Source organism: Streptomyces sp. NPDC059002 (assembly GCF_042740435.1).
Lineage (GTDB): Bacteria > Actinomycetota > Actinomycetes > Streptomycetales > Streptomycetaceae > Streptomyces.
The window spans coordinates 42,364-65,743 of the sequence record NZ_JBHYJI010000055.1 but is presented as its reverse complement, the minus strand read 5'-3'; the positions used below and the strand labels follow the sequence as shown (position 1 = coordinate 65,743).

General features: G+C 71.7%; 21 protein-coding genes and 1 pseudogene. 9 read left to right on the top strand and 13 right to left on the bottom strand.

Annotated elements, in window-relative coordinates:
• Positions 1–130 precede the first annotated feature (130 nt).
• From ACFWZ2_RS34315 to ACFWZ2_RS34285, 7 genes are all read right to left on the bottom strand, one after another.
• On the bottom strand, positions 131–607 hold the full coding sequence (locus ACFWZ2_RS34315; protein WP_384552451.1) for a hypothetical protein: 477 nt from the start codon (positions 605–607) through the stop codon (positions 131–133).
• Between the two features lie 198 nt (positions 608–805).
• Positions 806–2,224 (bottom strand): NAD(P)/FAD-dependent oxidoreductase, encoded by a 1,419-nt coding sequence (locus ACFWZ2_RS34310; protein WP_384552449.1) that lies wholly within the window; start codon positions 2,222–2,224, stop codon positions 806–808.
• A gap of 31 nt (positions 2,225–2,255) precedes the next feature.
• Entirely contained in the window at positions 2,256–3,068 is an 813-nt protein-coding gene (locus ACFWZ2_RS34305; protein WP_384552447.1) for an ABC transporter permease, read from the bottom strand.
• Entirely contained in the window at positions 3,068–4,003 is a 936-nt protein-coding gene (locus ACFWZ2_RS34300; RefSeq protein ID WP_384552445.1) for an ABC transporter permease, read from the bottom strand. Before ACFWZ2_RS34300 ends, ACFWZ2_RS34305 begins: the two co-directional genes overlap by 1 nt.
• Positions 4,000–5,160 (bottom strand): ABC transporter ATP-binding protein, encoded by a 1,161-nt coding sequence (locus tag ACFWZ2_RS34295; protein ID WP_384552443.1) that lies wholly within the window; start codon positions 5,158–5,160, stop codon positions 4,000–4,002. Before ACFWZ2_RS34295 ends, ACFWZ2_RS34300 begins: the two co-directional genes overlap by 4 nt.
• Positions 5,161–5,275: 115 nt before the next feature.
• Entirely contained in the window at positions 5,276–6,526 is a 1,251-nt protein-coding gene (locus ACFWZ2_RS34290) for a PotD/PotF family extracellular solute-binding protein (RefSeq protein ID WP_384552441.1), read from the bottom strand.
• A 59-nt stretch (positions 6,527–6,585) separates the two neighbouring features.
• Complete coding sequence (locus ACFWZ2_RS34285) at positions 6,586–8,088, bottom strand: gamma-aminobutyraldehyde dehydrogenase (RefSeq protein WP_384552439.1); 1,503 nt, start codon at positions 8,086–8,088, stop codon at positions 6,586–6,588.
• Positions 8,089–8,295: 207 nt separating this feature from the next.
• Between ACFWZ2_RS34285 and ACFWZ2_RS34280 the strand changes: the two genes are divergently transcribed.
• Positions 8,296–8,853, top strand: coding sequence for an NADAR family protein (locus ACFWZ2_RS34280; protein ID WP_384552437.1), 558 nt, complete (start codon positions 8,296–8,298; stop codon positions 8,851–8,853).
• A gap of 13 nt (positions 8,854–8,866) precedes the next feature.
• Here ACFWZ2_RS34280 and ACFWZ2_RS34275 read toward each other — a convergent pair whose 3' ends face one another.
• A complete protein-coding gene (locus ACFWZ2_RS34275; protein ID WP_384552435.1) occupies positions 8,867–10,255 on the bottom strand; it encodes an MFS transporter in 1,389 nt (462 codons plus the stop codon).
• Positions 10,256–10,320: 65 nt separating this feature from the next.
• On the opposite strand from ACFWZ2_RS34275, the gene ACFWZ2_RS34270 reads away from it, so the two are divergent.
• Complete coding sequence (locus ACFWZ2_RS34270) at positions 10,321–11,640, top strand: aminotransferase class I/II-fold pyridoxal phosphate-dependent enzyme (RefSeq protein WP_384552433.1); 1,320 nt, start codon at positions 10,321–10,323, stop codon at positions 11,638–11,640.
• A 75-nt stretch (positions 11,641–11,715) separates the two neighbouring features.
• Here ACFWZ2_RS34270 and ACFWZ2_RS34265 read toward each other — a convergent pair whose 3' ends face one another.
• Positions 11,716–12,225, bottom strand: a complete 510-nt coding sequence (locus ACFWZ2_RS34265) for a DUF4190 domain-containing protein (RefSeq protein ID WP_384552431.1) — start codon at positions 12,223–12,225, stop codon at positions 11,716–11,718.
• Positions 12,226–12,488: 263 nt separating this feature from the next.
• Here ACFWZ2_RS34265 and ACFWZ2_RS34260 point away from each other — a divergent pair, with 263 nt between their 5' ends.
• Together ACFWZ2_RS34260 and ACFWZ2_RS34255 are read left to right on the top strand one after the other, a co-directional pair.
• Positions 12,489–13,646 carry an adenosine deaminase gene (locus ACFWZ2_RS34260; RefSeq protein WP_384552429.1) on the top strand — a complete coding sequence of 386 codons (1,158 nt, stop codon included), beginning with the start codon at positions 12,489–12,491 and terminating at the stop codon, positions 13,644–13,646.
• A 21-nt stretch (positions 13,647–13,667) separates the two neighbouring features.
• On the top strand, positions 13,668–14,348 hold the full coding sequence (locus tag ACFWZ2_RS34255; RefSeq protein ID WP_384552427.1) for a glycerophosphodiester phosphodiesterase: 681 nt from the start codon (positions 13,668–13,670) through the stop codon (positions 14,346–14,348).
• Between the two features lie 34 nt (positions 14,349–14,382).
• On the opposite strand, the pseudogene ACFWZ2_RS34250 reads toward ACFWZ2_RS34255, so the two are convergent.
• A pseudogene (locus ACFWZ2_RS34250) lies at positions 14,383–15,035 on the bottom strand (NADPH-dependent F420 reductase).
• A gap of 88 nt (positions 15,036–15,123) precedes the next feature.
• On the opposite strand from ACFWZ2_RS34250, the gene ACFWZ2_RS34245 reads away from it, so the two are divergent.
• Complete coding sequence (locus ACFWZ2_RS34245; protein WP_384552425.1) at positions 15,124–15,477, top strand: winged helix-turn-helix transcriptional regulator; 354 nt, start codon at positions 15,124–15,126, stop codon at positions 15,475–15,477.
• 154 nt (positions 15,478–15,631) lie between these two features.
• Entirely contained in the window at positions 15,632–16,783 is a 1,152-nt protein-coding gene (locus tag ACFWZ2_RS34240; RefSeq protein ID WP_384552423.1) for a serine hydrolase domain-containing protein, read from the top strand.
• A gap of 19 nt (positions 16,784–16,802) precedes the next feature.
• Here ACFWZ2_RS34240 and ACFWZ2_RS34235 read toward each other — a convergent pair whose 3' ends face one another.
• Entirely contained in the window at positions 16,803–17,453 is a 651-nt protein-coding gene (locus tag ACFWZ2_RS34235) for a nitroreductase family protein (protein WP_384552421.1), read from the bottom strand.
• A gap of 132 nt (positions 17,454–17,585) precedes the next feature.
• Here ACFWZ2_RS34235 and ACFWZ2_RS34230 point away from each other — a divergent pair, with 132 nt between their 5' ends.
• From ACFWZ2_RS34230 to ACFWZ2_RS34220, 3 genes are all read left to right on the top strand, one after another.
• A complete protein-coding gene (locus ACFWZ2_RS34230) occupies positions 17,586–18,278 on the top strand; it encodes an IclR family transcriptional regulator (RefSeq protein ID WP_384552420.1) in 693 nt (230 codons plus the stop codon).
• Positions 18,275–18,730 carry a hypothetical protein gene (locus tag ACFWZ2_RS34225; protein WP_384552418.1) on the top strand — a complete coding sequence of 152 codons (456 nt, stop codon included), beginning with the start codon at positions 18,275–18,277 and terminating at the stop codon, positions 18,728–18,730. Before ACFWZ2_RS34230 ends, ACFWZ2_RS34225 begins: the two co-directional genes overlap by 4 nt.
• A gap of 105 nt (positions 18,731–18,835) precedes the next feature.
• Positions 18,836–19,216, top strand: coding sequence for a DUF6479 family protein (locus tag ACFWZ2_RS34220; RefSeq protein ID WP_384552416.1), 381 nt, complete (start codon positions 18,836–18,838; stop codon positions 19,214–19,216).
• A gap of 84 nt (positions 19,217–19,300) precedes the next feature.
• Here ACFWZ2_RS34220 and ACFWZ2_RS34215 read toward each other — a convergent pair whose 3' ends face one another.
• Together ACFWZ2_RS34215 and ACFWZ2_RS34210 are read right to left on the bottom strand one after the other, a co-directional pair.
• The gene (locus tag ACFWZ2_RS34215) at positions 19,301–20,464 is read right to left on the bottom strand and encodes a PotD/PotF family extracellular solute-binding protein (protein WP_384552414.1); all 1,164 of its coding nucleotides are present in this window, start codon (positions 20,462–20,464) and stop codon (positions 19,301–19,303) included.
• Between the two features lie 215 nt (positions 20,465–20,679).
• Positions 20,680–23,280, bottom strand: coding sequence for an MXAN_6230/SCO0854 family RING domain-containing protein (locus tag ACFWZ2_RS34210; RefSeq protein ID WP_384552412.1), 2,601 nt, complete (start codon positions 23,278–23,280; stop codon positions 20,680–20,682).
• Positions 23,281–23,380: the final 100 nt, after the last annotated feature.

Genomic DNA, 23,380 nt, shown 5'->3' with positions numbered 1-23,380 from the left:
CCCTCGGCAGAACTCCTCCCGTCCGCCGCTTGACTCTTAGCAACGTGGGATGTCTCCAGGCATGGGGGGATTGGAGGGTGGCGCGCCCAACTTGGTCCAGACCAATTAAGTTGTCAAGGGTTCAGGCAGTTCACGTCTCCCCTTCCGTCTCGTCCCGCGCGTCCCGCGCCAGTTGCGCGGCCGCCTCGTGCATCGCGAGTTCGAGCAGGGCCGGGTCCGTCAGCGTGCCCGAGCCGTCCGGCGGGACGAGCCAGCGGACGCCGCCGGTGGCCCTGCCCGGGTAGGGGACGACGATCCAGGTGCCGCGGCCCGCGCCCCGTACGCCCGTGCCGATCCAGCGGGCCACCGTGCCCGCGGGCACGAAGAACCCCATGCGGGAATCCCCGAAGTCCGCGAGCACGGGCCCCGGGCGGTCGATGCAGCGGGTCAGCACGTCGAGCGTGGGGTAGCCGAGTTCGCCGGGCAGGATCAGCACGTCCCAGCGCTTGCCCGCGGGAAGGAGCGCGACCCCCAGGGGATTGCGTTCCCACTCCCAGCGGCAGGCGTCCGGATCCGGCGCCACCGATACGAGCCACTCGACCGCCGACTTAGCCCCCGAGCCAGTCATGGCGGGACCTCCCTCTGTCTGTGCAGCAACGATGCGTGTCACAGGTGAGAGAGGCCCCGGGGCCTGGCATTACGCGGGTTCCGGCCACCAGTTGGTGGCGAAGGGGGGCACAGGCGGCGGGCGGGGCGTGCGCCGGTCGGGCAGGCCCCGCTCAGCCGCTGGTGCGGACTCGGCTGTCACAGGCCGAGAGATCAGGACTCAGCTGTCGAAGCCGAGGCCCAGCTTGTCCATCGTCTTGAGCCAGAGGTTCCGCTTGCCGCCGTTGGCGTCGGACCTGGCCAGCGACCACTTGGTCAGCGCCACACCGGTCCACGCGAACGGCTCGGGCGGGAACGGCAGCGGCTTCGTCCGCACCATCTCCAGGCTCGTACGCTCCGTGCGCTCGCCGGAGAGCAGGTCGAGCATGACGTCGGCGCCGAAGCGGGTGGCTCCGACACCGAGGCCCGTGTACCCCGCCGCGTACGCGACACGGCCCTGGTGCGCCGTGCCGAAGAACGCCGAGAACCGCGAGCACGTGTCGATCGCGCCGCCCCACGCGTGGGTGAAGCGGAGCCCCTCCAACTGCGGGAAGCAGGTGAAGAAGTGGCCCGCGAGCTTCGCGTACGTCTCGGGCCGGTCGTCGTACTCGGCGCGCACCTGCCCGCCGAACGGATAGATCGCGTCGTAACCGCCCCACAGGATGCGGTTGTCGGCGGAGAGCCGGAAGTAGTGGAACTGGTTGGCGCTGTCGCCGAGGCCCTGGCGGTTCCGCCAGCCGATCGCGGCCAGCTGGTCCTCGGTGAGCGGCTCCGTCATCAGCGCGTAGTCGTAGACCGGGACGGTGTACGAGCGGATGCGCTTCACCAGCGAGGGGAAGACGTTCGTGGCGAGCGCGACCTGGCGGGCGAAGACCCTGCCGTACGGCGTGCGGATCGCCATCCCCGCGCCGGACGAGGCCAGTTGGAGTGCGGGCGTGTGCTCGTAGATGCGGACGCCCTTCTCCAGGCAGGCCCGCTTCAGGCCCCACGCGAGCTTCGCCGGGTGCAGCATGGCGACGCCGTCGCGGTCCCAGAGCCCGCCGAGGAAGGTCGGCGAGTCGACCTGCTCGCGCAGGGCGTCCGCGTCGAGCAGCTCGGCGCCGCCCGCGAGGCCGTGCTCCGCCATCTCCTCGTACATCTCGTGGAGTTCGGCGAGCTGGTGCGGCTCGGTGGCCACGTCGATCTCGCCGGTCCGTTCGAAGTCGCAGTCGATGGAGTAGCGCTTGACGGCCGCCTCGATCTCGTCGAGGTTGCGGGCGCCGAGCTCCTCCAGCTTCCCGATCTCGCCGGGCCAGCGGGACAGACCGTTGGCGATGCCGTGCGTGAGGGACGCGGCGCAGAAGCCGCCGTTGCGGCCGGAGGCGGCCCAGCCCGCCTCGCGGCCCTCGACGAGGACCACCTCGCGGTGCGGGTCGCGCTCCTTGGCGATGAGCGCGGTCCACAGTCCGCTGTAGCCGCCGCCGACGACGAGGAGGTCGCACTGGTCGTCGCCGGTGAGGGCGGGCCCGGGGGTGGGCCTGCCGGGGTCGTCCAGCCAGTACGAGACCGGCTGGGCGTCGGAGAGCGACCTGGTGAAACGGGTCATGGCGCTAGGGGCCATGATTTCCACTCCTTCAGAAACTGCGTATGGGTTACTGGGGTTGCTTGTTGCGGCGCTTGCCTATCAGCATTCCGGCGAGCACGAGAAGAACGGCGACGAGGAACATCGCCGTACCGATCACATTGATTTGAACGGGCGTGCCCCGCTGTGCGGATCCCCAGACGAACATGGGGAAGGTCACAGTCGAGCCCGCGTTGAAATTCGTGATGATGAAGTCGTCGAAGGAGAGCGCGAAGGCGAGCAGCGCGCCCGCCGCGATGCCGGGTGCGGCGATCGGCAGCGTGACCCTCAGGAAGGTCTGCACGGGACCCGCGTACAGGTCCTGCGCGGCCTGTTCCAGGCGCGGGTCCATCGACATGACGCGCGCCTTGACGGCGGTCACCACGAAGCTGAGACAGAACATGATGTGGGCGATCAGTACGGTCCAGAAGCCCAGCTGGGCGCCCATGTTGAGGAAGAGCGTGAGCAGCGAGGCGGCCATGACGACCTCGGGCATCGCCATCGGCAGGAAGATCAGCGAGTTCACCGCGCCGCGCGCCCGGAAGCGGTAGCGCACGAGCGCGAAGGCGATCATCGTGCCGAGCACGGTCGCGCCGATCGTCGCCCAGGTGGCGATCTGCAGGCTCAGCGAGAGCGAGCCGCACATGTCGGCGACGCCGCACGGATCCTTCCAGGCGTCCAGCGAGAATTCCTGCCAGGAGTAATTGAAGCGGCCCTTCGGCTTGTTGAAGGAGAAGACCGTCACGATCACGTTCGGCAGCAGGAGATAGGCGAGCGTGCAGAGGCCCGCGATGACGACGAGATTGCGCCGCAGCCAGCGGAAGAAGGCAGAGAAGGCAGACATCAGACGAGATCCTCCGTCCCCGACTTGCGGATGTAGAAGGTCACCATGAAGAGGATCGCGGCCATGAGGATGAAGGAGAGCGCCGCGGCCGTCGGGTAATCCAGAATGCGCAGGAACTGCGTCTGGATGACGTTTCCGACCATGCGCGTGTCGGTCGAGCCGAGCAGGTCCGCGTTCACGTAGTCGCCCGCCGCCGGGATGAAGGTGAGCAGCGTGCCGGAGACGACGCCCGGCATGGAGAGCGGGAAGGTCACCTTGCGGAAGGTCGTGGCCGGTGTGGCGTAGAGGTCGCCCGCGGCCTCGTGCAGGCGTCCGTCGATGCGCTCCAGGGAGGTGTAGAGCGGCAGGATCATGAACGGCAGGAAGTTGTACGTGAGTCCGCAGATCACCGCGAGGGGCGTGGCGAGCACCCGGTCGCCGTCCGTGACGCCCAGCCAGCTGGTGACGTCCAGGACGTGCAGCGAGTTGAGGGCGCCCACCACGGGGCCGCCGTCGGCGAGGATCGTCTTCCACGCCAGCGTACGGATGAGGAAGCTGGTGAAGAACGGCGCGATGACCAGGACCAGGATGAGGTTGCGCCAGCGGCCCGCGCGGAACGCGATGAGGTACGCGAGCGGATAGCCGAGCAGCAGGCACAGGATCGTGGCGGCGCCGGCGTAGAGCACCGAGCGCAGGAACTGCGGCCAGTAGTCGGCGAGCGCGTCCCAGTAGGTGGAGAAGTGCCAGGTGACCTTGAAGCCCTCTTCGAGTGACCCCGTCTGCACGGAGGTCGATGCCTGGTAGACCAGCGGCAGGGCGAAGAAGACGACGAGCCAGAGGATGCCGGGGAGCAGCAGCCAGTAGGGGACGAGGCGGCCGCGCTTGCGGATCTTGCGCGGTGGCGCCTCGTCGGGGACGGGCGCCGCGGGTGGTGGTGCGTCGGTCACGGTCGTCATGCCGAGGCGTCCTCCTCGACCTTCTCGACGCCCGCTTCGACATCCTGCGCGGCATCGAGGCCGAAGGTGTGCGCGGGGTTCCAGTGCAGGACGACCTCGGCGCCCGGGGTGAGGCGGCCGTCGCGCTCGATGTTCTGCGCGTACACCTCGAAGGAGTCGCACAGCGGGCTGTCGACGACGTACTGCGTGGAGACGCCGATGAAACTGCTGTCGGCGATGCGGCCCGTGATGCGGTTGCGGCCCTCGGGGATCTGCCCCGCGTCGTCGGCGTGCGTGAGGGAGATCTTCTCCGGGCGGATGCCGACGAGGACCTTGCCGCCGGTCGTGGCGGGGGCGCTGCATCGGGCCGCGGGCAGCGTCAGCTTGCCGTCGCCCGTCTTGAGGACGATGTCGTCGCCGCTCCTGCCCCCGACCTCCGCCTCGATGAAGTTGGACGTGCCGAGGAAGTTGGCGACGAAGGTGGTGTTCGGGTTCTCGTACAGATCGGCGGGCGCGCCGAGTTGCTCGACCCGGCCGCCGTTCATCACCGCCACGGTGTCGGCCATCGTCATGGCCTCCTCCTGGTCGTGCGTGACGTGCACGAACGTGATGCCGACCTCGGTCTGGATGCGCTTGAGCTCCAGCTGCATCTGGCGGCGCAGCTTCAGGTCGAGGGCGCCGAGCGGCTCGTCGAGGAGCAGCACCTTGGGGTGGTTGATGAGTGCGCGGGCCACGGCGACGCGCTGCTGCTGGCCGCCGGAGAGCTGATGCGGTTTCTTGCGCGCCTGCTCGCCGAGCTGCACCAGGTCGAGCATCTCGCCGACCTGCTTCTTCACGGACTTGATGCCGCGCCGGCGCAGCCCGAAGGCGACGTTCTCGAAGATGTCCAGGTGCGGGAAGAGCGCGTACGACTGGAAGACGGTGTTGACGGGGCGCTTGTACGGCGGCAGCGCCGTGACGTCCTGGTCACCGAGCCGCACCGTCCCCGAACTGGGCTCCTCCAGGCCCGCGATCATGCGGAGCGTGGTGGTCTTGCCGCAGCCGGACGCCCCGAGCAACGCGAAGAAGGAGCCCTGCGGCACGGTGAGATCGAGCGGGTGCACGGCGGTGAAGGAGCCGTAGGTCTTGCTGATCCCGGAGAGGCGGACATCGCCGCCGGGTTCTTGAGCAGAGGTCATGGTGGGTCCAGGGGAAGTCGAGGGGGAGGAACGGAGCCGCCCCGTCAGGGGCGCGGGGAACTGCGCGAGCAACCACAACAGAGCCGCAGACGAATCCACGTCCCAGCGCAGCCGCCTACGAACCCGTCAGCTTGGCGAACTTCTCTTCGTAGGCCGTCTCTTCCTTCGGTGAAAGAGAGCGGAACGCCCGGGACTTCGCCTTCATCTCCTTGTCGGGAATGATCAGCGGATTCGCCGCGGCATCCTTGTCGATCTTCGCGAGCGCTTCCTGTACGCCGTCCACCGGGCAGACGTAGTTGATGTACGCCGCGAGGCGGGCCGCCGGCTCCGGCTCGTAGTAGTAGTCGATGAGGCGCTCGGCGTTGCGCTTGTGGCGTGCCTTGTTCGGTACGAGCAGATTGTCCGTGGACGTGATGTAGCCCCGGTCCGGGATGTGGAAGTCGACGGCCGGGTTGTCGGCCTGCAGCTGTACGACGTCACCGGCCCAGCCGAGGCACGCGGCGATGTCGCCCTTCTCCAGGTCGGCGGTGTAGTCGTTGCCGGTGAAGCGGCGGATCTGCCCGCTGTCGACGGCCTTCTGGAGACGGGCGACGGCCGCGTCGAAGTCGTCGTCGGTGAAGTCCCCGGGGTCCTTGCCCATGTCGATGAGCGTCATGCCGACGGTGTCGCGCATCTCGGAGAGGAAGCCGACGCGCCCCTTGAGCTTCGGGTCGTCGAGGAGCTGCGAGACGGACGTGATCTTCTTCCCTCCGGTCGCCTTCTTGTTGTAGGCGACGACGGTGGAGATGCCGGTCCAGGGGTACGAGTAGGCCCGGCCGGGGTCCCAGTCCGGGTCGCGGAACTGGGTGGAGAGACGCGCGTACGCGTGCGGCAGATTGGCCGGGTCCAGTTTCTGGACCCACCCGAAACGGATGAGCCTGGCGGCCAGCCAGTCCGTGACGCAGATGAGGTCGCGCCCGGTGTCCTGGCCCCCGGCGAGCTGCGGCTTGATCTTCCCGAAGAACTCGACGTTGTCGTTGATGTCCTCGGTGTACTTGACCGTGATCCCGGTGCGCTTGGTGAACGCCTCCAGAGTGGGCCTGCGGTTCGCGTCCTTCTCGTCGACGTCCATGTACTCGGTCCAGTTGGAGAAGACGACGCGCTTCTCGTCGGCCGAGTGGTCGTCGGCGGAGACACCGCCCTGGCCCTGGCCCGCCGCGGGGATCCCGCAGGCGGTCAGTGCCCCGAGCCCGCCGAGGGCGAGCGCGCCGCCGGATGCGGCGCGCAGCAGGGAACGGCGGGTCAGGGCGCCCCTGCCGTTCCGCAGACTGCGGTGCATGGCGGCCAGTTGGGCCGGGGACAGCGGGTGGGGCTCGTACTGCTCCATGCGCGTGGTTGCCCTTTCGGGAAGGCGGCCGCCGGTCACGCGGCCTGGTGTCGACGTGACTATCGGTCCCCGAAAATCGTGCGGTGCCAGTCCTTGCGTACCACCGCGGTGTTGTCGAACATGACGTGCTTGACCTGCGTGTACTCCTCAAACGAGTACGCGGACATGTCCTTTCCGTAGCCGGACGCCTTGTAGCCGCCGTGCGGCATCTCGCTGAGGATCGGGATGTGGTCGTTGACCCATACGCACCCGGCCTTGATCTCGCGGGTCGCACGGTTGGCGCGGAACACGTCGCGGCTCCAGGCGGAGGCGGCGAGACCGTAGGGGGTGTCGTTGGCGAGCCGGATGCCCTCGTCGTCACTGTCGAAGGGCAGCACCACGAGCACCGGGCCGAAGATCTCGGACTGCACGATCTCGCTGTCCTGCGCGGCGTCGGCGATGAGCGTGGGCTTGTAGTACGCGCCGGGGTGCTGGAGCGCCTCACCGCCGGTCACCACGCGCGCGTAGGAGCGGGCCCGGTCGACGAATCCGGCGACGCGGTCGCGGTGGACGTGCGAGATGAGCGGCCCGAGGTCCGTGGTGGGGTCGAACGGGTCGCCGAGCCGCACGCTCTCCATGAGATCGGCGACGCCCGCCACGAAGGCGTCGTACAGCGGGCGCTGGACGTACGCGCGCGTGGCGGCCGTGCAGTCCTGCCCCGAGTTGATGAGCGCGCCCGCGACCGCGCCGTGCACGGCGGCGTCCAGATCGGCGTCGTCGAACACCACGAAGGGCGCCTTGCCGCCGAGTTCCAGGTGGAGGCGCTTGACGGTGGACGTGGCGATCTCGGCGACGCGCTTGCCGACGCCGGTGGACCCGGTGAAGGAGGTCATGGCGACGTCCGGGTGCCCGACGAGATGCTCACCGGCGTCGCGCCCGGCCCCCGTGACGATGTTGACGACACCGTCGGGGATGCCCGCCTCGGTGGCTGCCCGCGCGAAGAGGAGCGAGGTGAAGGGGGTGAGCTCGGCGGGCTTCAGGACGATGGTGTTCCCGGCGGCGATCGCCGGGAGGACCTTCCAGGCGGCCATCTGGAGGGGATAGTTCCAGGGCGCGATCGACCCGACGACGCCGATCGGCTCACGGCGTACGTACGACGTGTGGTCCCCGCTGTACTCCCCCGCCGACTGGCCCTGCAGATGCCGGGCCGCGCCCGCGAAGAACGCGGTGTTGTCGACGGTCCCCGGCACATCGAACTCGCGGCTCAGCTTGATCGGCTTGCCGCACTGCAGCGACTCCGCCTGCGCGAACTCCTCGGCGCGGTCCGCGAGGACGCCGGCGAAGCGGTGCATGGCGTCGGAGCGCTCGCCCGGGGTGGCGCCCGCCCAGCCGGGCAACGCCTGCGCGGCCGCGGCGACGGCGGCGTCGACGTCGTCGCTTCCGGCCAGTTCGTACGTGTAGACCTCGTCGCCCGTGGCGGGGTCCACGACGGCGTGACTGTTCCCCGACGTCCCCTTCGTCAGCCGCCCGGCGATGTACTGCGCGCCGTCCGCGAAGTGGTCCTGCGCCTGGAAGTTGTGCATGACGCTCTCCTCCGCCGTGCTCCCCGTGCGACGGGGATCGGCGTAGCTCCAGATCGATTTGAGTGCCGATCCTGGCAGAGCGGTAGTAGTCCAACAAGTGATTCCGTTGTTGCCTTTTGGTTACGCGACGGAATCTGTCGACCAGGTGTCGAGTGCTCCTGGAAAACGCAGGACGGAGTGTCCGTGGCGCGTGCCAGACTCGCGTGCATGACGAAGATCGACTCGGTGCGCTCCGTTGAGGCGCTCGTCGACGCGGTGAACGCGGGCGAGAAGGTGAAGTACCTGTACTTCTGGGGCCACACGCCCCGACGCGACGGCTCGCTGGGCGCGAGCTGCTTCAGCCAGTGGTGGCCCTCGCCGTTCACGGTGGACGGCGTCCGGTACGCGACGGCGGAGCACTGGATGATGTCGGCCAAGGCCCGCCTCTTCGACGACGCGGAAGCGGACCGGGCGGTCCTCGCGGCGCGGACCCCCGCGGAAGCGAAGAACGCGGGGCGGCTCGTGCGGGACTTCGACGAGGCGATATGGGCGCGGGAGCGGTTCCGCATCGTGGTCGAGGGCAGCGTCCACAAGTTCACCTCGGACCCGGCCCTGCGCGAGTTCCTCCTCGGCACGGGCCACCGGGTCCTGGTCGAGGCGAGCCCCCTGGACAGGGTCTGGGGCATCGGCCTGGCGGCCGACGACCCCCGGGCGGACGACCCCACGAAGTGGCAGGGGGCCAATCTGCTGGGCTTCGCGCTGATGGAGGCGCGGTCCCGCGCCTGACCGACGGGACGCGTCAAGGGGTTCGGGGCGCCGTGACGTCGCTTGCCACGGCCTGGCCCGCCGCGGAGTCGCCCGCTACCACCGGGTCCGCCGCGGAGTCGCCCGCTACGACCGGGTCCGCCGCGGAGTCGCCCGCCACGGCCGGGTCCGCCGCGGGGCCCTGCCGGATCAGTCGCTTCCGTACGAGACGGCTCTGCGCCGCCACCGTCACGACCACGCCTGCCCCGAGCACCGGCCAGGCGAGCGGGCCCGCCGCGATCACGGCGGTGACCAGGAGCGGTCCACCGCTCCGCTGGGCCGACGAGGACAGGCCGTGCACCCCGAGGTAGGCGCCCTGGGCGTCGTCGGGGGCGAGCGCGATCGAGAGCTCCCAGGAAGCGATGGCGTGGAGTATCTCCGCGAAGGTGAGGGCGATCGCCGCGACCGTGAGGGCGGCGACGGCGAGCCACACACCGCCGAGCGTGGAGGCGGTCAGCGCGGCACACCCGACGACGAAGCAGGCCGCGAGGGGGACGAGGAGCGCGCGGGCCCGGTCCGGAGTGCTGCCGAACCGGGACAGCGGGACCTGGCAGCAGACCACGAGGACGCAATTGAGCACCATGAGGAGTGGTGCCAGGCCGTGCGGGGCGTCGGTGGCGTGGACGATCCACAGGGGGATGCCGACCTGCAGCACCGCGTCGTCGAGGAAGAGGGCCGCCTCCGTCACCGTGAAGAGCAGGTAGGAGCGGTCGCGCCAGGGGGTGGACGGCGCGGCGACGGGTGCGGGCACGGTGGTCGTGGACTCGGCGACCAGCCGGGACGGCGAAGGCGGCTCGACACAGCGCAGGGTGAGGGCCGCGGCGGCGAGGAAGCTGACCACGTTGCCGAGGAGCAGTGCCTGGTAGGCGTGGGTGGTGCCGACGGCGAGAGCGAACGCACCGGCGAGACCGCCGATGGCCCAGCCCGCGTTGGAGACGGTGCGCTGCACGGCCTGGTACTTGGTGCGCTCCGGGCCCGCGATGCGGGCGGCGTACAGCTTGGTGAGCACATTGGCACCGCGGTCGGCGAGGCTGTTGACGGCCGAGCACAGCAGGAGCAGCGCGAAGTTGTCCGTCGTGAGCAGCGCCAACAGGGCCGCGGCCTGCTGGAGTTGGGCCCCGATGATGATGCGGGTGACCGGGAAGCGGTCGGCGAGGTGGCCCGCGAGCGGTGCGCCCGCGATGCCGACGGCGCCCGAGACACCGAGGAGCACGCCGACCTCGGCGACGGAAAGGCCGGTCACCAGGGTGAAGTAGAGGGCGGCCGCCCCCATCCAGAGACCGGTCCCCGCCTTGTTGATCAGGGCGATCCAGAGCATGCGGCGGCCGTCGGCACCCCCTGGTATGCGTGCGTACAGCGCGGACCGTTGACGACTGAAGCTCACCCGTCCCCCTGACTTCGGCGGCGTCGACTTGACTCGCTTTTTTGTACCGGTACATAATTGTTTACGTGGCAGCACAATATGGGATCAGTGGCTCGACCGCCAAGGGAATCACCGCGTCGGTCGAACAGGCCGTGGCCGACGGCGGGTTGGCACCGGGCGACGCCCTGCCTCCGGTGCGCAGGCTCGCCGACGATCTGGGGGTCAGCGCCGGCACGGTCGCGACGGCCTACAAGGAACTGCGGCAGCGCGGGATCGTGGTCACCCGCGGCCGGGGCGGCACGGTCGTGGCGCAGGCTCCGGCAGTCGGGGCCCGCAGGCCGCCCAGAGCGCCGCAGGGGGTGCGCGATCTGGCGGGCGGGCATCCTGATTCGGCCCTGCTGCCGGTCCTCAGGCCTCCTGCCCGGGTGGATCCCGTGGGTGGTTCGCACCGCGCGGTGCCGCGCCTCGCGGGCCTTGAGGAGCTGGCCCGGGAGTGGTTCGCGCGGGACGGGGTGCCCGACGACCGGGTGACCTTCGCACACGGAGCGCTGGACTGCATGGCCCGGCTGCTCTCGGTGGAGCTGAAGCCGGGCGACACGGTGGCGGTGGAGGATCCGGGCTTCCACCATCTCCTCGACCTCGTACCGGCGTTGGGGTTTCGCATGGCGCCGGTGGCCGTGGACGACGAGGGCATCAGGCCGGAAGCGCTGCGCACGGCGCTGCGGGCGGGCGCCAGGGCCCTGGTGTGCAGCCCTCGGGGGCAGAACCCGGTGGGCGGCCGCTTCACGGCGGCGCGGCGGGAGGCGCTGCTCGATGTCCTCGACGGCTTCCCGGATGTGCTCGTCGTCGAGGACGACCACAACGCCGAAGTGGCGGGGGCGGCCCCGCACTCATTGACCACCGGCGGACTCGCGCGCTGGGCGCAGGTGCGCACCGTCTCCAAGCATCTGAGCATCGACCTGCGGTGGGCGGCCCTCGCCTGCGACGCCACCACGCTCGCCAGGCACGAGGGGCGGATGCTGCTCACTTCGGGGTGGGTCAGCCACGTACTGCAGGAGACCGTCGAGCGGACGCTGACCGACCCCGCGGCACTCCGGGTGGTGGGCCGGGCCGAGCGCGCCTACACGGAGCGGCGCGAAGCCCTGCTCCGTGAGCTCGCGCGGCACGGCATCACGGCGCACGGGGCGAGCGGGATGAACGTATGGGTGCCCGTGCGGGACGAGGCGGCGGTCGTCAACGGGCTGCGCTCGCGAGGGTGGTGGGTGGCCGCGGGGGCGCGGTTCCGCATCGCCACGCCCACCGCCGTGCGCATCACCACGTCCGCGCTGGAGGCGACGGACGCGGTCCGGCTCGCCGCGGACTTCTCCGCCGTGCTCGACGAGTCCGAGGCCACGTACGGGGGGTGAGTCCGCGCCGCGCGAGGGGGACTGCCCCTACGCGGACCAGGGCCTGTCCGGCGGATCAGCACCGACCCCGCGTCGCTATGCCAGGCCCCGGGGTCCGGCGGCCAGCGTGGTCGAGAAGCCCGGGTCGTCCGAGGAGCCCGCGTCGCCCTCGTCGTCCGGCGCCACGACGAGGATGACCAGGAGGGCCACGCCGAGCACGATGCCGACCGCACCGCAGATGATCCCGGCCAGCGCCTGCCCGCCGTTCGTGGCCTCGCCGCGCCGCGCCTTCCCGCGCCCCACCGCGCCGAAGATCACCGCGAGGACGCCGAGCACGATGGCCAGCGGCCACAGGCAGAAGCCGACCGCCGCGATGATGCCCAGGACGAGCGCGGCCACGCCCATGCCGTTGGCGGGCGCCATCGGCATCGCGGGCCAGCCGTATCCGGGCTGTCCTTGGACCGGGTAGCCGGGATAGCCCTGGTATCCGTCGTAGCCCTGCCCCTGATGTCCGGGATAGCCGGGGTACCCCGGATACCCGGGCCCCGGATATCCGTACGGCGGCATCTGCCCCGGCCCGTCCGGCGACACCGGAGGCGGCGGCACCGCCTCGCCCTGCCCGGCGCCGGGCGGCGGCGGAGGAGGAGCGAACGGATCCCCCTGCGACGGGTGCGGCGGAGGCGGACCCGCAGGCCCGGACCACCCGGGACCAGGAACAGGACCCTGCGTCCAGGCCCCCCGCTTGTCCGGCGACAGCGGCTCCGCGTCTTCCGCAGGCGGCGCCCAGGGATCCCGCTCCTGAGGCGCCTCCGCGCCCCCCGCGGCCTCGTCCTCGGACATGACGGGTCACCTCTTTCGTACGTTCCGTCATGCTACGGCCCCTGGTTCCCCCGCGCCGACCGGCACCGACCTACGATGATCCCCGTCCCGATCAGCCGATCAAGCCCGTTCCTGGGGAGGAAACCGTGACCGAGCAGCAGACCGCAGCCGCGCAGGACAGAGACCCGCATGCCTTCATCGCAGGACTGCCCAAGGCGGAACTGCATGTGCACCACGTGGGCTCGGCCTCCCCGCGCATCGTCTCCGAGCTGGCGGCCCGGCACCCGGATTCCGCGGTGCCGACCGACCCGGAGGCGCTTGCCGACTACTTCACGTTCACGGACTTCGCGCACTTCATCAAGGTGTATCTGTCCGTCGTGGACCTGATCCGCACCCCGGACGACGTCCGCCTCCTCACCTACGAGGTGGCCCGCGACATGGCCCGGCAGAACGTCCGCTACGCCGAGCTGACCATCACCCCGTACTCCTCCGTGCGCCGCGGCATCGACGACCGCGCCTTCATGGACGCCATCGAGGACGCCCGCAAGGCCGCGGAGGACGAGTTCGGCACCGTACTGCGCTGGTGCTTCGACATCCCCGGCGAGGCGGGGCTCGTGTCGGCCGAGGAGACGCTCCGGCTCGCCACCACCGACAAGCTGCGCCCCGAGGGCCTGGTCTCCTTCGGGCTCGGCGGGCCCGAGATCGGCGTACCGCGCCCGCAGTTCAAGCCCTACTTCGACCGGGCGATCGCCGCGGGCCTGCACTCGGTGCCGCACGCGGGCGAGACGACGGGCCCGGAGACCGTCTGGGACGCCCTGAACCACCTCGGCGCCGAGCGCATCGGCCACGGCACCACCGCCGCGCAGGACCCGAAGCTGCTCGCCCACCTCGCCGAGCACGGCATCCCGCTGGAGGTCTGCCCGACCTCGAACATCGCGACCCGCGCGGTCCGCACCCTCGAAGAGCACCCGATCAGGCAGTTCGTCGAGGCCGGTGTGACCGTGACCATCAACTCCGACGACCCGCCCATGTTCGGCACCGACCTGAACACGGAGTACGCCGTCGCCGCCCGTCTCCTCGGCCTCGACGAGCGCGGCATCGCGGCCCTCGCGAAGAACGCCGTCGAGGCGTCCTTCCTCGACCCGGCGGGCAAGGCGCGGATCGCCGCCGAGATCGACACGTACACGGAGACCTGGCTCGCCCCGTAAGCACGGCACCACAATGGGCCCATGCGCACCGTGACTGCTGTGGCCCACCGAGGCGATCCCTACCGCGTCCGCGAGAACACCCTCCCGTCCCTGCGCTCCGCGCTCGAACGGGGCGCGGACGCGGTGGAGATCGACGTCCGCCTCGCCGGTGACGGCGTGCCCGTGCTGCTGCACGACGAGACGCTCAAGCGGCTGTGGGGGTACGACCGGCCGCTCGCCGCGCTGTCCTCCGCCGAGCTCGACGGCCTCACCGAGGGCGGCGTACCGACCCTCGAAGCGGCGCTGAAGGCCACCGAAGGGCACCGCCTCATGGTCGACCTGCCGGGGGCGACGCCCGACGCGGTCCGCACGGTCGTCGGGGTCGTCGCCGACTGCGGCGCGGCCGAGCGGGCGTACTACTGCGCGGGCGCGCGGACCATGCTCGCGGTGCGCGACGCGGACCCGGCCGCCGAGATCGCCCTGACCTGGACGAGCCTGGCCCCGCCGCGCCGCGCCGTGCTCGACGCGGTGAAGCCGCGCTGGCTCAACTACCGCTTCGCCCTGGTCGACCGCGAACTCGCCCACCACGTCCACCGCGAGGGCTTCCTGCTCTCGGCCTGGACCCCGGACACCCGCCGCTCGATGCGCCGGCTGCTCGACGCGGGCGTCGACTCGATCACCACGAACCGCGTCGACGTCCTGCACGCTCTGCGGAGCGCCTGAACCCGAGGGATCCGAAGGGCCCGGGCGCGCCCCGTCAGACCAGCGGCGGCAGCATCGCCTGCACGTCCGCCCCCTCCCCCAAGCTCTTAATGAGCAGGGGGACCCCCTCCCGATCACCAGCGCCGCCGTGGCCTCCAGCAGCCCCGCCCGCGCCAGGCCGCCCGCCGCGATCGGCGTGCAGCCGACGTCCCGCACCAACGCGCGTACGACATCCAGCGCCTGCCCGTCGTCCCCGCAGACCGGCACCGCGAGCGGCCGCCCTGCGAAGACCGGCGGGGTCATGCGCCAGATGTCCTCGTGGCAGAGGTTGAACGCCTTCACCACCCGGGCGCCGGGTGCCGCGGCGGCGATGCGGCGGGCCGCGGACGGGCCGCCGTCCGCCTCCGTGAGCAGGGCGAACCCCGCACCCACCGGGTTGGAGCAGTCGATCAGCACCCGCCCGCGCAGGGCGACTTCCAGCTCGGCGGCGACCTCGGCCCCCGCCTCGTACGGCAGCGCGAGCAGCACCGCGTCGCCGAACTCCGCGGCGGCGCGCGGTGATCCGTGCCGACCCGCCCCGATGCGCGCGGCGAGTGCCGCGGCGGCGGCCCCGTCGCGCCCGCCGACCAGCACGTCGTGCCCCGCCCGCACCCACTGCGCCCCGAGCGCGTCCGCCATGTTGCCCGTGCCGATGATTCCGATCCGCATGCCGGTTCCCCTCATGTCCCCTCGTCGCCCGGCCGGTCCGCCGGGATCAGGGACGACAGCAGGAAGCGGCTCGGGCACCATTCGGTACGTGACGACCGACCGCGATCTGCTCGCCGACTGCCGTGCCCGCCTCGCCTTCGACCTGCTCGCCCACACCTGGAACGCGGTGGTGCTGTGGTCGCTGCGGCGCCTGACGTACAACGGTCTGGTGACCCGTGTGCCGTACGCCGGTTCGCCGCCCCGGGTCGAGTACGAACTCAGCGCGCTGGGCCGTACGTTGCTCGATCCGATCGAGGCCTTCGGGGCGTGGGCGTACGAGCACGGGGACGAGGTGATGGCGGCCCAGGACCGCGCCGACGCCCACGCCGATGCCGACACCCGCATCGGCGCGGACACCGACGCCGATGCCCACGCCCACCCCGGCCGCCATGGCGCCCCCTAGGGGACACCCCGGTCAACACCCCTGATCCGACCGCCTCCTGACCCCGATGGCTTCCGGGGTCCGTGCCCTCCCCACCGACGATCCGCCCCGCTCCGGTGATCACCAGGATGAGAGCACCGCAGCACACCGCACCTCAGTCGAACCAGGAGCCACCGTGAAGTTCCCCGCCCGTGCCGCCCTCGCCGCCGCTCTCGTCCTCGGCCTGACCGGCGCCGCTGCCGCCCCCGCCCTCGCGCACGCGCCCCACGCCGCGACGGCCCACGCGGCGGCCGGCACCACGGCGGACCGGCCCGACGGCACGGCCCTGCGCGACGCGATCAAGGGCCTGCCGAACGCCGACGCGACCGCCGCGCTCGTCCGTGTCGGCGGCACGGGCGGGGCATGGCGCGGCAGTGCGGGCGTGCACGATCTGGTCACGCACCGCAAGGCCGATCCGAACGGGCGGTTCCGCGCCGGGTCCACGACGAAGGTCGTGACGGCGGCCGTGGTGCTGCAGTTGGCCGCCGAGGGCCGGATCGACCTCGACAGACCCGTGCAGGACTACATGCCGGGCCTGTTCACGGAGAAGTTCGACCCCATCCCCGTACGCAGCCTGCTCAACTACACCAGCGGCCTCAAGTCGGGCGACGGCTTCGACGACGAACTCGCCCACCGCTACGACACGTTGGACCCGCGCACGGTGCTCGCCTCCGCCATCGCCAAGGGCCCCGAGCACGCCCCGGGCGACGAGCAGCACTACCGCAACATCGGCTACACCGTGCTCGGCCTGCTGGTCGAGAAGGTCACCGGGGACTCGTACGCGCACCAGGCCGCGAAGCGGATCTTCAAGCCGCTGCACATGCGCGACACGTACTTCCCCGGCACCGACCCGCGCATCCGCGGCCCGCACAACCGCGGGTACCAGAAGGTGGAGCGGCCGGACGGCACCACCCGCCTCGTCGACGTCACCGAGTGGAATCAGTACGACCGGTTCGCCGCGGGCGACATGATCTCCTCCACGGCCGACCTGGAGCGGTTCACCCAGGCACTGTTCGGCGGGAAGGTGCTGCCGCGGCCGCAGTTGAAGGAGATGCTCACGGTGCCGAAGAAGATCGACGGCGCGACCTTCGGGGCGGGACTCCAGCGCCAGAAGATCGGCGACAAGGTGGTCTGGCTCAAGACCGGCGCCCGCTACGGCTACACGAACATCATCGCCAGCACCGAGGACGGCTCCCGCACCCTCGTCTACTCGGTCAACGCCACCGACGCCAAGGGCGACGGCACGAACCCGGTGGCCCAGCGCATCGCCCTGGCCGCGCTGCGCTGACCCGGCCCGCGCGCACGGCTCACCACCGGTCCCAGTGCAGCACCTCGTCACGCGGCACGCGCCGCGCGGGCCGGAAGTCCGTGCCGATCGTGTGCGCCACGGGAATCAGGGCCGCCTGCATCACCTCCCCGTAAGGGATGTCGAGGATGCGGGCGGCCTCCTTCTCGTTGGCCACGTTCCCCGACGTCCAGCAGGTGCCGAGCCCCCGCGCGCGGGCCGCCAGCATGAAGCTCCAGGCGGCCGGCAGGATCGAACCCCACGTCCCCGCCTGGTGCACGACGGCGGCGTCGTCCGTGCGCCCCTCGACGCAGGGCACCACCAGGGCGGGAACCTCGTGCAGCCGCTCGTAGAGGTGGGCGGCGCCCGAGAAGACCCGGTCCATCACACCGTCCACGACGTTCATGCGCCGCAGGTCCCGGTCGCGCAGCGCCGGTGAAGTGCCCGGCGCCGACACTCCCGCGCGCCAGGCGTCGGCGAGCGCGGCACGCCGGTCCGGGTCGGTGACGATCACGAAGTGCCAGCGCTGCCGGTTGCGCCCGGTGGGCGCCTGGACCGCCAAGTCCACGCATTCCTCCAGGAGTTCGCGGGCGACCGGGCGGGTGAGGTCGAGCCGGTGACGTACCGCGCGCGTGGTGGACAGAAGCTGGTCGGAAGAGAGATCGAGTGTCATGCGTTGACCCTCCCGGGCGGACCGCACACCCGGCAACGGACCGCTTTCACTGAACGAAAGCGCGGGCGGACGGCGGCCGGAAGAGAGTCGGGCAACGGACGGTCGGGCAACGGACAAGGGAGCGGGGCGGACATGGGCGACAGCGTGGCCGGGCGGATCTTCTCGGTGCTCGACGCGTTCGCGGAAGGACCGGACAGCCTCCGCCTCACCGACATCGCACACCGCACGGGCCTCCCCCTGCCGACCGCGCTGCGCAGGGTGCGGGAACTCGTCGCATGGGGCGGCCTCGAACGCGCGTCGGACGGCTCCTACCGACTGGGTACGCGCCTGAGGGCACTCGGCGCCGCCGCGCCCTGCCCCAGATCGCTCCTGACGGCGGCGCTCCCCGCGCTGCGGCTGCTCTCGACGCGGACCGGCGGCCACGCGGACCTGGCGGTGGAGTCGGACGGCGCCGCGCTGTTCCTGGTCAGCGGCGAGCGGCTGCCCCTGCACGCGACGGCCGCGGGCAAGATCCTGCTGGCGGCCGGACTCGCGGAGCTGCGCGGGGGCGGCCCCCTCACCCGTCACACCCCGCACACGGTGACCTCCCCCGCCAGGCTCATGACCGGCCTCGCGGAGGTCCGCGCGCGGGGCATCGCGGCGGCCCACGAGGAGTACCGCCTGGGTGAACTCGCCTATGCCGCACCGGTGTTGCACACGGGCCGCACCCTCGCCGCGGTCACGGTCACCGCCCGCACCGGCACCCCGGCCCCGCGCCTGATCGCCGCCGTACGGGAGGCGGCCAGGCTGCCCGCGGGGGCGCTCGGCATGACCGGGGCACCATGACGTACGACTGGGCGGACGGCGAAGGACTGATCCGCATCGACGACCCCGCCGAGGTCGACGCCGCCTTCGCACGGGGCGAGCGGCGGCTCGGCACGGCGGTCATCGGGCTGGCCTTCAACTGCCCGCCGGCCGAGGCGTCACCCCGGATCATCAGGGCGATGGGCCTCGCGGACCGCCATCAGCGCGGCTTCGCCTTCACGGCGGCGGGCGCCGCGGCCCGGCTCAACGGCGAGCTGACCCCGGAGCTGTACGCGGCGCTGCGCGCCGAGGGGCTCGGCGGCGTCGCGGACAACGCCATCAGGGACACCCTCACCTTCGTGCCGTTCCGCGATCTTCCGCCGTGGTTCAAGCGGCGGAAGGTCCTCCTCGCGGTGACGGACAAGCTGGCTGCCTGGCGGCTGCGGGCCGGGTACGCGGCCGAGGACGTCCGGCGCTTCCTGCGCAGAAGGTGACGCGACCGCGTACGTCGACCAGGTCAGGCACAACCGGAAGCCCGGTCAGGCACAAAGTGCCCACCCGCCCGGCATCGAGCGCCCGCCCCTGGTTACCCGGCCCTGATGAAGCAACCGCCCGGCACCGCCCCCGTCGCCTTCCCGGAGGCCGCCGCCGCGCTGCTGCCGTTCGCCGGTGGTCTCATCGTGGCGCTGGCCCTGATCTGGGCCGTCTGGATCGGCATCCGGGCCCGCCGCCGCGCACCGGCCCCGCCCGCGCCGCACGAGCACCCCGGGCTCCCGCCGTCGGGCCCGGTGCGCGAGGTCCAGGAGGCACGCGAGCCCGACGAGGTCCCGCTGACGGAGGACCACCGCGCGCGCCTGACCCCGCACGAACTCAAGGCACACGGCAACACGTCCGGCCGCCGCAGCGAGGACCAGCGGCGCCGCCGCTGGAGCCGCAACAGCAGCGGAGCCTTCGGCAGCGGCGGCCCGGGCAGCACGTGACACCCGCCGCCGAACTCCCCTGAACGCGCCCGACCGCCCCTGAACACTCCCGAACGACCTTGAACGCTCCCGAACGCCCCCGCGCTACAACCCCGCCAACGCGTTCCACCGCTTCGCGAACTCCGTGCGCTCCTTCGACGTGATGTCCCGCGCGATCGCGAGCCGCTTGCGCATCGCGTCGTCCGGGAAGATCAGCGGGTCCTCGGCGAGGGCCGCGAGTTCCTTGTCCTTGGAGGAGGCGAGGACGTCGCGGGCGGCCGGGACCGGGCAGACGTAGTTGACCCAGGCGGCGAGCTCCGCGGCGACCTCGGGGTCGTAGTAGTAGTCGATGAGCCGCTCGGCGTTCTGCTTGTGGCGCGCGAGGTTGGGGACCATCAGGGACTCGGCCCACAGTTCGGCGCCCTCTTCGGGGACGATGAACTCGATGTCCGGGTCGTCCGCCTGGAGCTGGATGACGTCGCCGCTGTAGGCCTGGCAGGCCAGGACGTCGCCGCTGGAGAGGTCCTTGATGTAGTCGTTGCCGGTGAAGCGGCGGATGTGGTGGCTGTTCACCATCTTCTCGACCTGGTCGCACATCCGGTGGAAGTCGTCCGCGGTCCACTGGGTGATGTCGACGCCGTCGCCCTGCATGAGGAGCGCGAACGCCTCGTCGAGTCCGGAGAGCAGCGTGACCCGGCCCTTGAGGTCGTCGGCCCACAGGTCGGAGACCTGCTTGATCTCGCGGCCGACCCTGCGCTTGTTGTACGCGATGCCGGTGATGCCCGACTGCCAGGGCACGGTGAACTTCCGGCCCCGGTCGAAGTGCGGCGAACGCAGCAGCGGGTCGAGGTACTTGGTGACGTTGGGCTGGCGCGCCCGGTCCATCTCTTGCACCCAGCCGAGCCGTACGAAGCGGGCGCACATCCAGTCGCTGATGACGATGAGGTCGCGGCCCGTCTCCTGGTGGTTCATCAGGGACGGGCTGATCTTGCCGAAGAACTCGTCGTTGTCGTTGATCTCCTCCGTGTAGCGGACGTCGATCCCGGTCCGCTTCTCGAAGGCGTCCAGCGAGGGGCGCTTCGTCTTGTCGTCGTCATCGGTGTCGATGTACAGCGGCCAGTTGGCGAAGGCCAGCTTCTTGTCCTGCCGGGAGCGGTCGTCGGCGGCCCGCTCGCCGGGTCCGATGTACGCGGCGGGCACTCCGCAGCCCGCGAGCGTACTGACGGCCGCCCCGCCGCCGACGGCGCGCAGCAGGGAACGGCGGGACACGAAGGAGGCTCTGGGGTTCGCTCGCACCCCGGCAGCATGCGCCTTCGCACGTCGGCGCGGCAATGGACGCAGCGTCGAGCCGGGCGGGCCTGACCCGACACCCTGTCGATCGCACGACGTCCGCCGCGGGTCGGTCACACGACGTCCGCCGCGGGTCGGTCACACAGCGCCCGACGCGGGTCGGGCGCACGGCACCCGCCGCGGGGCGCGGCCCCTCACTCGGGCTCCAGCCACCCCGCCAGGTCCCCCGCCGTGACCCGCTCCAGCGGCGCGGCGTCGACGGGCCCCGGGTAGAGCCGGTACGCCGTGCCGGACGCGGCGTCCTCCGCGCCCGCCAACTCGCCGTGCAGCAGGGCGAGCAGGGCCCTGCGGTCGGCGAGCTCCGGCTCGGCGCGCAGCGCGTCGGGTTCCCAGCCGTCGCGGATGCGCAGCGCGAAGTCGGCGCGCGGCTCGTCGTCGGCGCGGCGGTAGCCCCACAGGACGTGCCCGCGGCCGCGCACATAGACGTCGCCGTCGGTGCGGGCGGCGGCCGTCCAGCAGGCCAGGTCCCACAGGGTGGCGCGGCCGCACGGCTGGAAGGTGTCGAGCAGATCGTTCCCCATCCGCCCGAGCTGCCTGCGGTAGCCCCACACGTCGTGGCCGATGCCCGTCGTGGCGAGGGTGACGTCCGTCCACCACGCGTGCCGTGTCCGCAGGTCGACGATCATCGGCACGCACAGCTTGGCGTCGCCCGCGAGGTCGAAGCGCTGCCGGACCGTGCGCGGGTCGTAGACGGCCCGCTCCTTGCCCTCGACGGCCATGAACCCCGCGAAGGCGTCCGGGAGTTCGTCGAAGGGCACGTCGTTGTACGAGATGACGGCGGGCACCACGAACCGCACGCCCGCGTTCGCGAGCCGCGGCAGGTCGAGGTCCAGGTACTCGGTGGCGCCCAGCGGGGCGGGCGCGGAGGTGAAGTCACCGGAGTGCCGTGCCGCGCCGCCCGCGTACTCGAGGTGCGTGTAGTCGCACAGGCCGACGAAGCGCCACAGGTCGTCGTAGAGCGCGACGGACAGGTCGAGGTCGACGCGCCTGCCCTGGGGCTGCATCCAGTGCAGGAACAGCCGTACGGTCTCGCTGTCCGCGGGCATGGGCAGGGAGCTGCCGCGCGGCACGGCGACCAGCGACGCGGCCGACGCGCGCTCGGCGAAGGGCACCGGCAGGTCGGCGAGCGAGGCGTCGAGGACGGCCACGTCGTACCGGTCCCCCGCCCGCTCGGCGAGCCGCCGCACGGCCTCCGCCCCGATCAGCTCACCGGCACGGCCCGCGACCCGCGAGGGCAGCGGCGGCCGGTGGTCCTCGATGGCGTACGCCTTGGTGACCCGCCCGCGCGGGAAGAAGACGCGGCGGCGCCCCGGCACGGCACGGATCTTCATCCGGCCGTACGCGCCGAGCAGCGGCCCGGGCCCGGAGCGCGGCAGGGCGTCGGCGAGCGCCTCGCCCACCGTCTCAGGGAGCGTCGTCTCGCCCGAGCGGGCCAGCAACAGGTCGACGCGGCGCAGGAGTTCACCGGGCCGCTCGCCGAGGAGCCGTACGGCGGCCGGGATGTCCCAGCGGTCGAGCGCCTCCTCGACCCGCCCCTGCCAGGTGGCGACGCGCAGCCGGTCACCGGCGAGCCGGACGTCCTCGTGCCGGGCGGCCTCGGCGAGCAGCACCTCGCCCAGGGCGCCGTCCCCGATGCGCGTCTCGCGCAGCACCGCGAAGGCGAGCGCCACGCGCGCGTGCCGGTGGGCCTGCTCGAAGGGGTGCAGGATCTCCCCGACCCGCTTCCAGGCGCGCGGGTTGCGGGCCATGTCCTCGACCATGCGCCGGAGGTCCAACCCGTCGAGCAGTCCGAGGAGTTCACGGCGCACCGGCCGTGGGAGCCCGCGCAGCCTCGGCAGTTCGAGCAGGTCGGGATCGCCACCGGAACGTACGGCGAGGATGCGCAGCACATCGGTGGCGGTGTCCACGTGCCGTACGGCCAGCGGCCGCACCGCGGGCAGGTCGAGCAGCGGCGCGAGGGCGAGCGCCTTGCTCTCGCGCAGCGGAATGGACTCGGGCAGCCAGTCGTCGGCGTCGGCCGGGTCCAGGTGCCCCAGGAGCAGCACCAGGTCGTCGTGGTCCTGGGGGTTCAGGGGCGTACGGCGGGCGAGCAGCGCGGCGAGTTCGGCGGCGGCGTCGCCGGGCGCGCCGAGGCGCAGCGTGCGCAGGACCTCACCGCCGTCACCGCCGAGCCCGGCCCCCGTGTCGAGCCAGGGGTCGGTGGGCCCGTCGGTCTCGTACCGCTGCTCGCAGATGGGGCAGGCGTACCAGACGCAGCATTCGTCGCAGCAGCCCCAGTCGTCGATCTTGGTGATGCAGGCGTCGCAGAGCAGATGGGCGCAGGGCCCGAGCGCGCGCACCCGGCCCTTGGTGCCCGCGCAGTTCATGCAGGGCTGGTGCGGCTGGGCGGCGAGGCGCGCGGCGACGACGGAGGTGAAGTGCTGGTGCGCGTACTGGTACGGGATCTCGTCGGGGAACCGGCGGAACAGCTGCGCGTGGTGTCGGTCGGAGCCCATCAGCGCGTCGACGTCGGCGAGCAGCTTGCGCCCGGTCACGGCGAGGTCGGCCACGGAGAGCGAGGTCAGCGCGCGCCGCAGCGGAGCGGTCAACAGGTGCCCGCGGTCGGCGAGTTCGGCTTCGAGCACGACCACCGCGGAGTCGGTCACGGCGGACCGCCCGGCACCGGCGGCCACGCGCACGCTCTGCCGGCGCCGCAGCAGCAGCCCGGCGAGATCGTCGGCCGTCGTCGTCTTCATCAGGTCACACCCCCGTCGTACAGAAAGACGGGGGCGGGAAGTGGATGCGCTACGGATCTTTTGCAGAGAAGAAAAGAAGGAAGCACATCACGGAGCCGCC

Bases quoted from the DNA above. Each gene is read 5' to 3' on its own strand.
- ACFWZ2_RS34315 (WP_384552451.1), bottom strand. From the start codon at position 607: ATGACTGGCTCGGGGGCTAAGTCGGCGGTCGAGTGGCTCGTATCGGTG.
- ACFWZ2_RS34310 (WP_384552449.1), bottom strand. From the start codon at position 2,224: ATGGCCCCTAGCGCCATGACCCGTTTCACCAGGTCGCTCTCCGACGCC.
- ACFWZ2_RS34305 (WP_384552447.1), bottom strand. From the start codon at position 3,068: ATGTCTGCCTTCTCTGCCTTCTTCCGCTGGCTGCGGCGCAATCTCGTC.
- ACFWZ2_RS34300 (WP_384552445.1), bottom strand. From the start codon at position 4,003: ATGACGACCGTGACCGACGCACCACCACCCGCGGCGCCCGTCCCCGAC.
- ACFWZ2_RS34295 (WP_384552443.1), bottom strand. From the start codon at position 5,160: ATGACCTCTGCTCAAGAACCCGGCGGCGATGTCCGCCTCTCCGGGATC.
- ACFWZ2_RS34290 (WP_384552441.1), bottom strand. From the start codon at position 6,526: ATGGAGCAGTACGAGCCCCACCCGCTGTCCCCGGCCCAACTGGCCGCC.
- ACFWZ2_RS34285 (WP_384552439.1), bottom strand. From the start codon at position 8,088: ATGCACAACTTCCAGGCGCAGGACCACTTCGCGGACGGCGCGCAGTAC.
- ACFWZ2_RS34280 (WP_384552437.1), top strand. From the start codon at position 8,296: ATGACGAAGATCGACTCGGTGCGCTCCGTTGAGGCGCTCGTCGACGCG.
- ACFWZ2_RS34260 (WP_384552429.1), top strand. From the start codon at position 12,489: ATGCTACGGCCCCTGGTTCCCCCGCGCCGACCGGCACCGACCTACGAT.
- ACFWZ2_RS34255 (WP_384552427.1), top strand. From the start codon at position 13,668: ATGCGCACCGTGACTGCTGTGGCCCACCGAGGCGATCCCTACCGCGTC.
- ACFWZ2_RS34235 (WP_384552421.1), bottom strand. From the start codon at position 17,453: ATGACACTCGATCTCTCTTCCGACCAGCTTCTGTCCACCACGCGCGCG.
- ACFWZ2_RS34230 (WP_384552420.1), top strand. From the start codon at position 17,586: ATGGGCGACAGCGTGGCCGGGCGGATCTTCTCGGTGCTCGACGCGTTC.
- ACFWZ2_RS34225 (WP_384552418.1), top strand. From the start codon at position 18,275: ATGACGTACGACTGGGCGGACGGCGAAGGACTGATCCGCATCGACGAC.
- ACFWZ2_RS34220 (WP_384552416.1), top strand. From the start codon at position 18,836: ATGAAGCAACCGCCCGGCACCGCCCCCGTCGCCTTCCCGGAGGCCGCC.
- ACFWZ2_RS34210 (WP_384552412.1), bottom strand. From the start codon at position 23,280: ATGAAGACGACGACGGCCGACGATCTCGCCGGGCTGCTGCTGCGGCGC.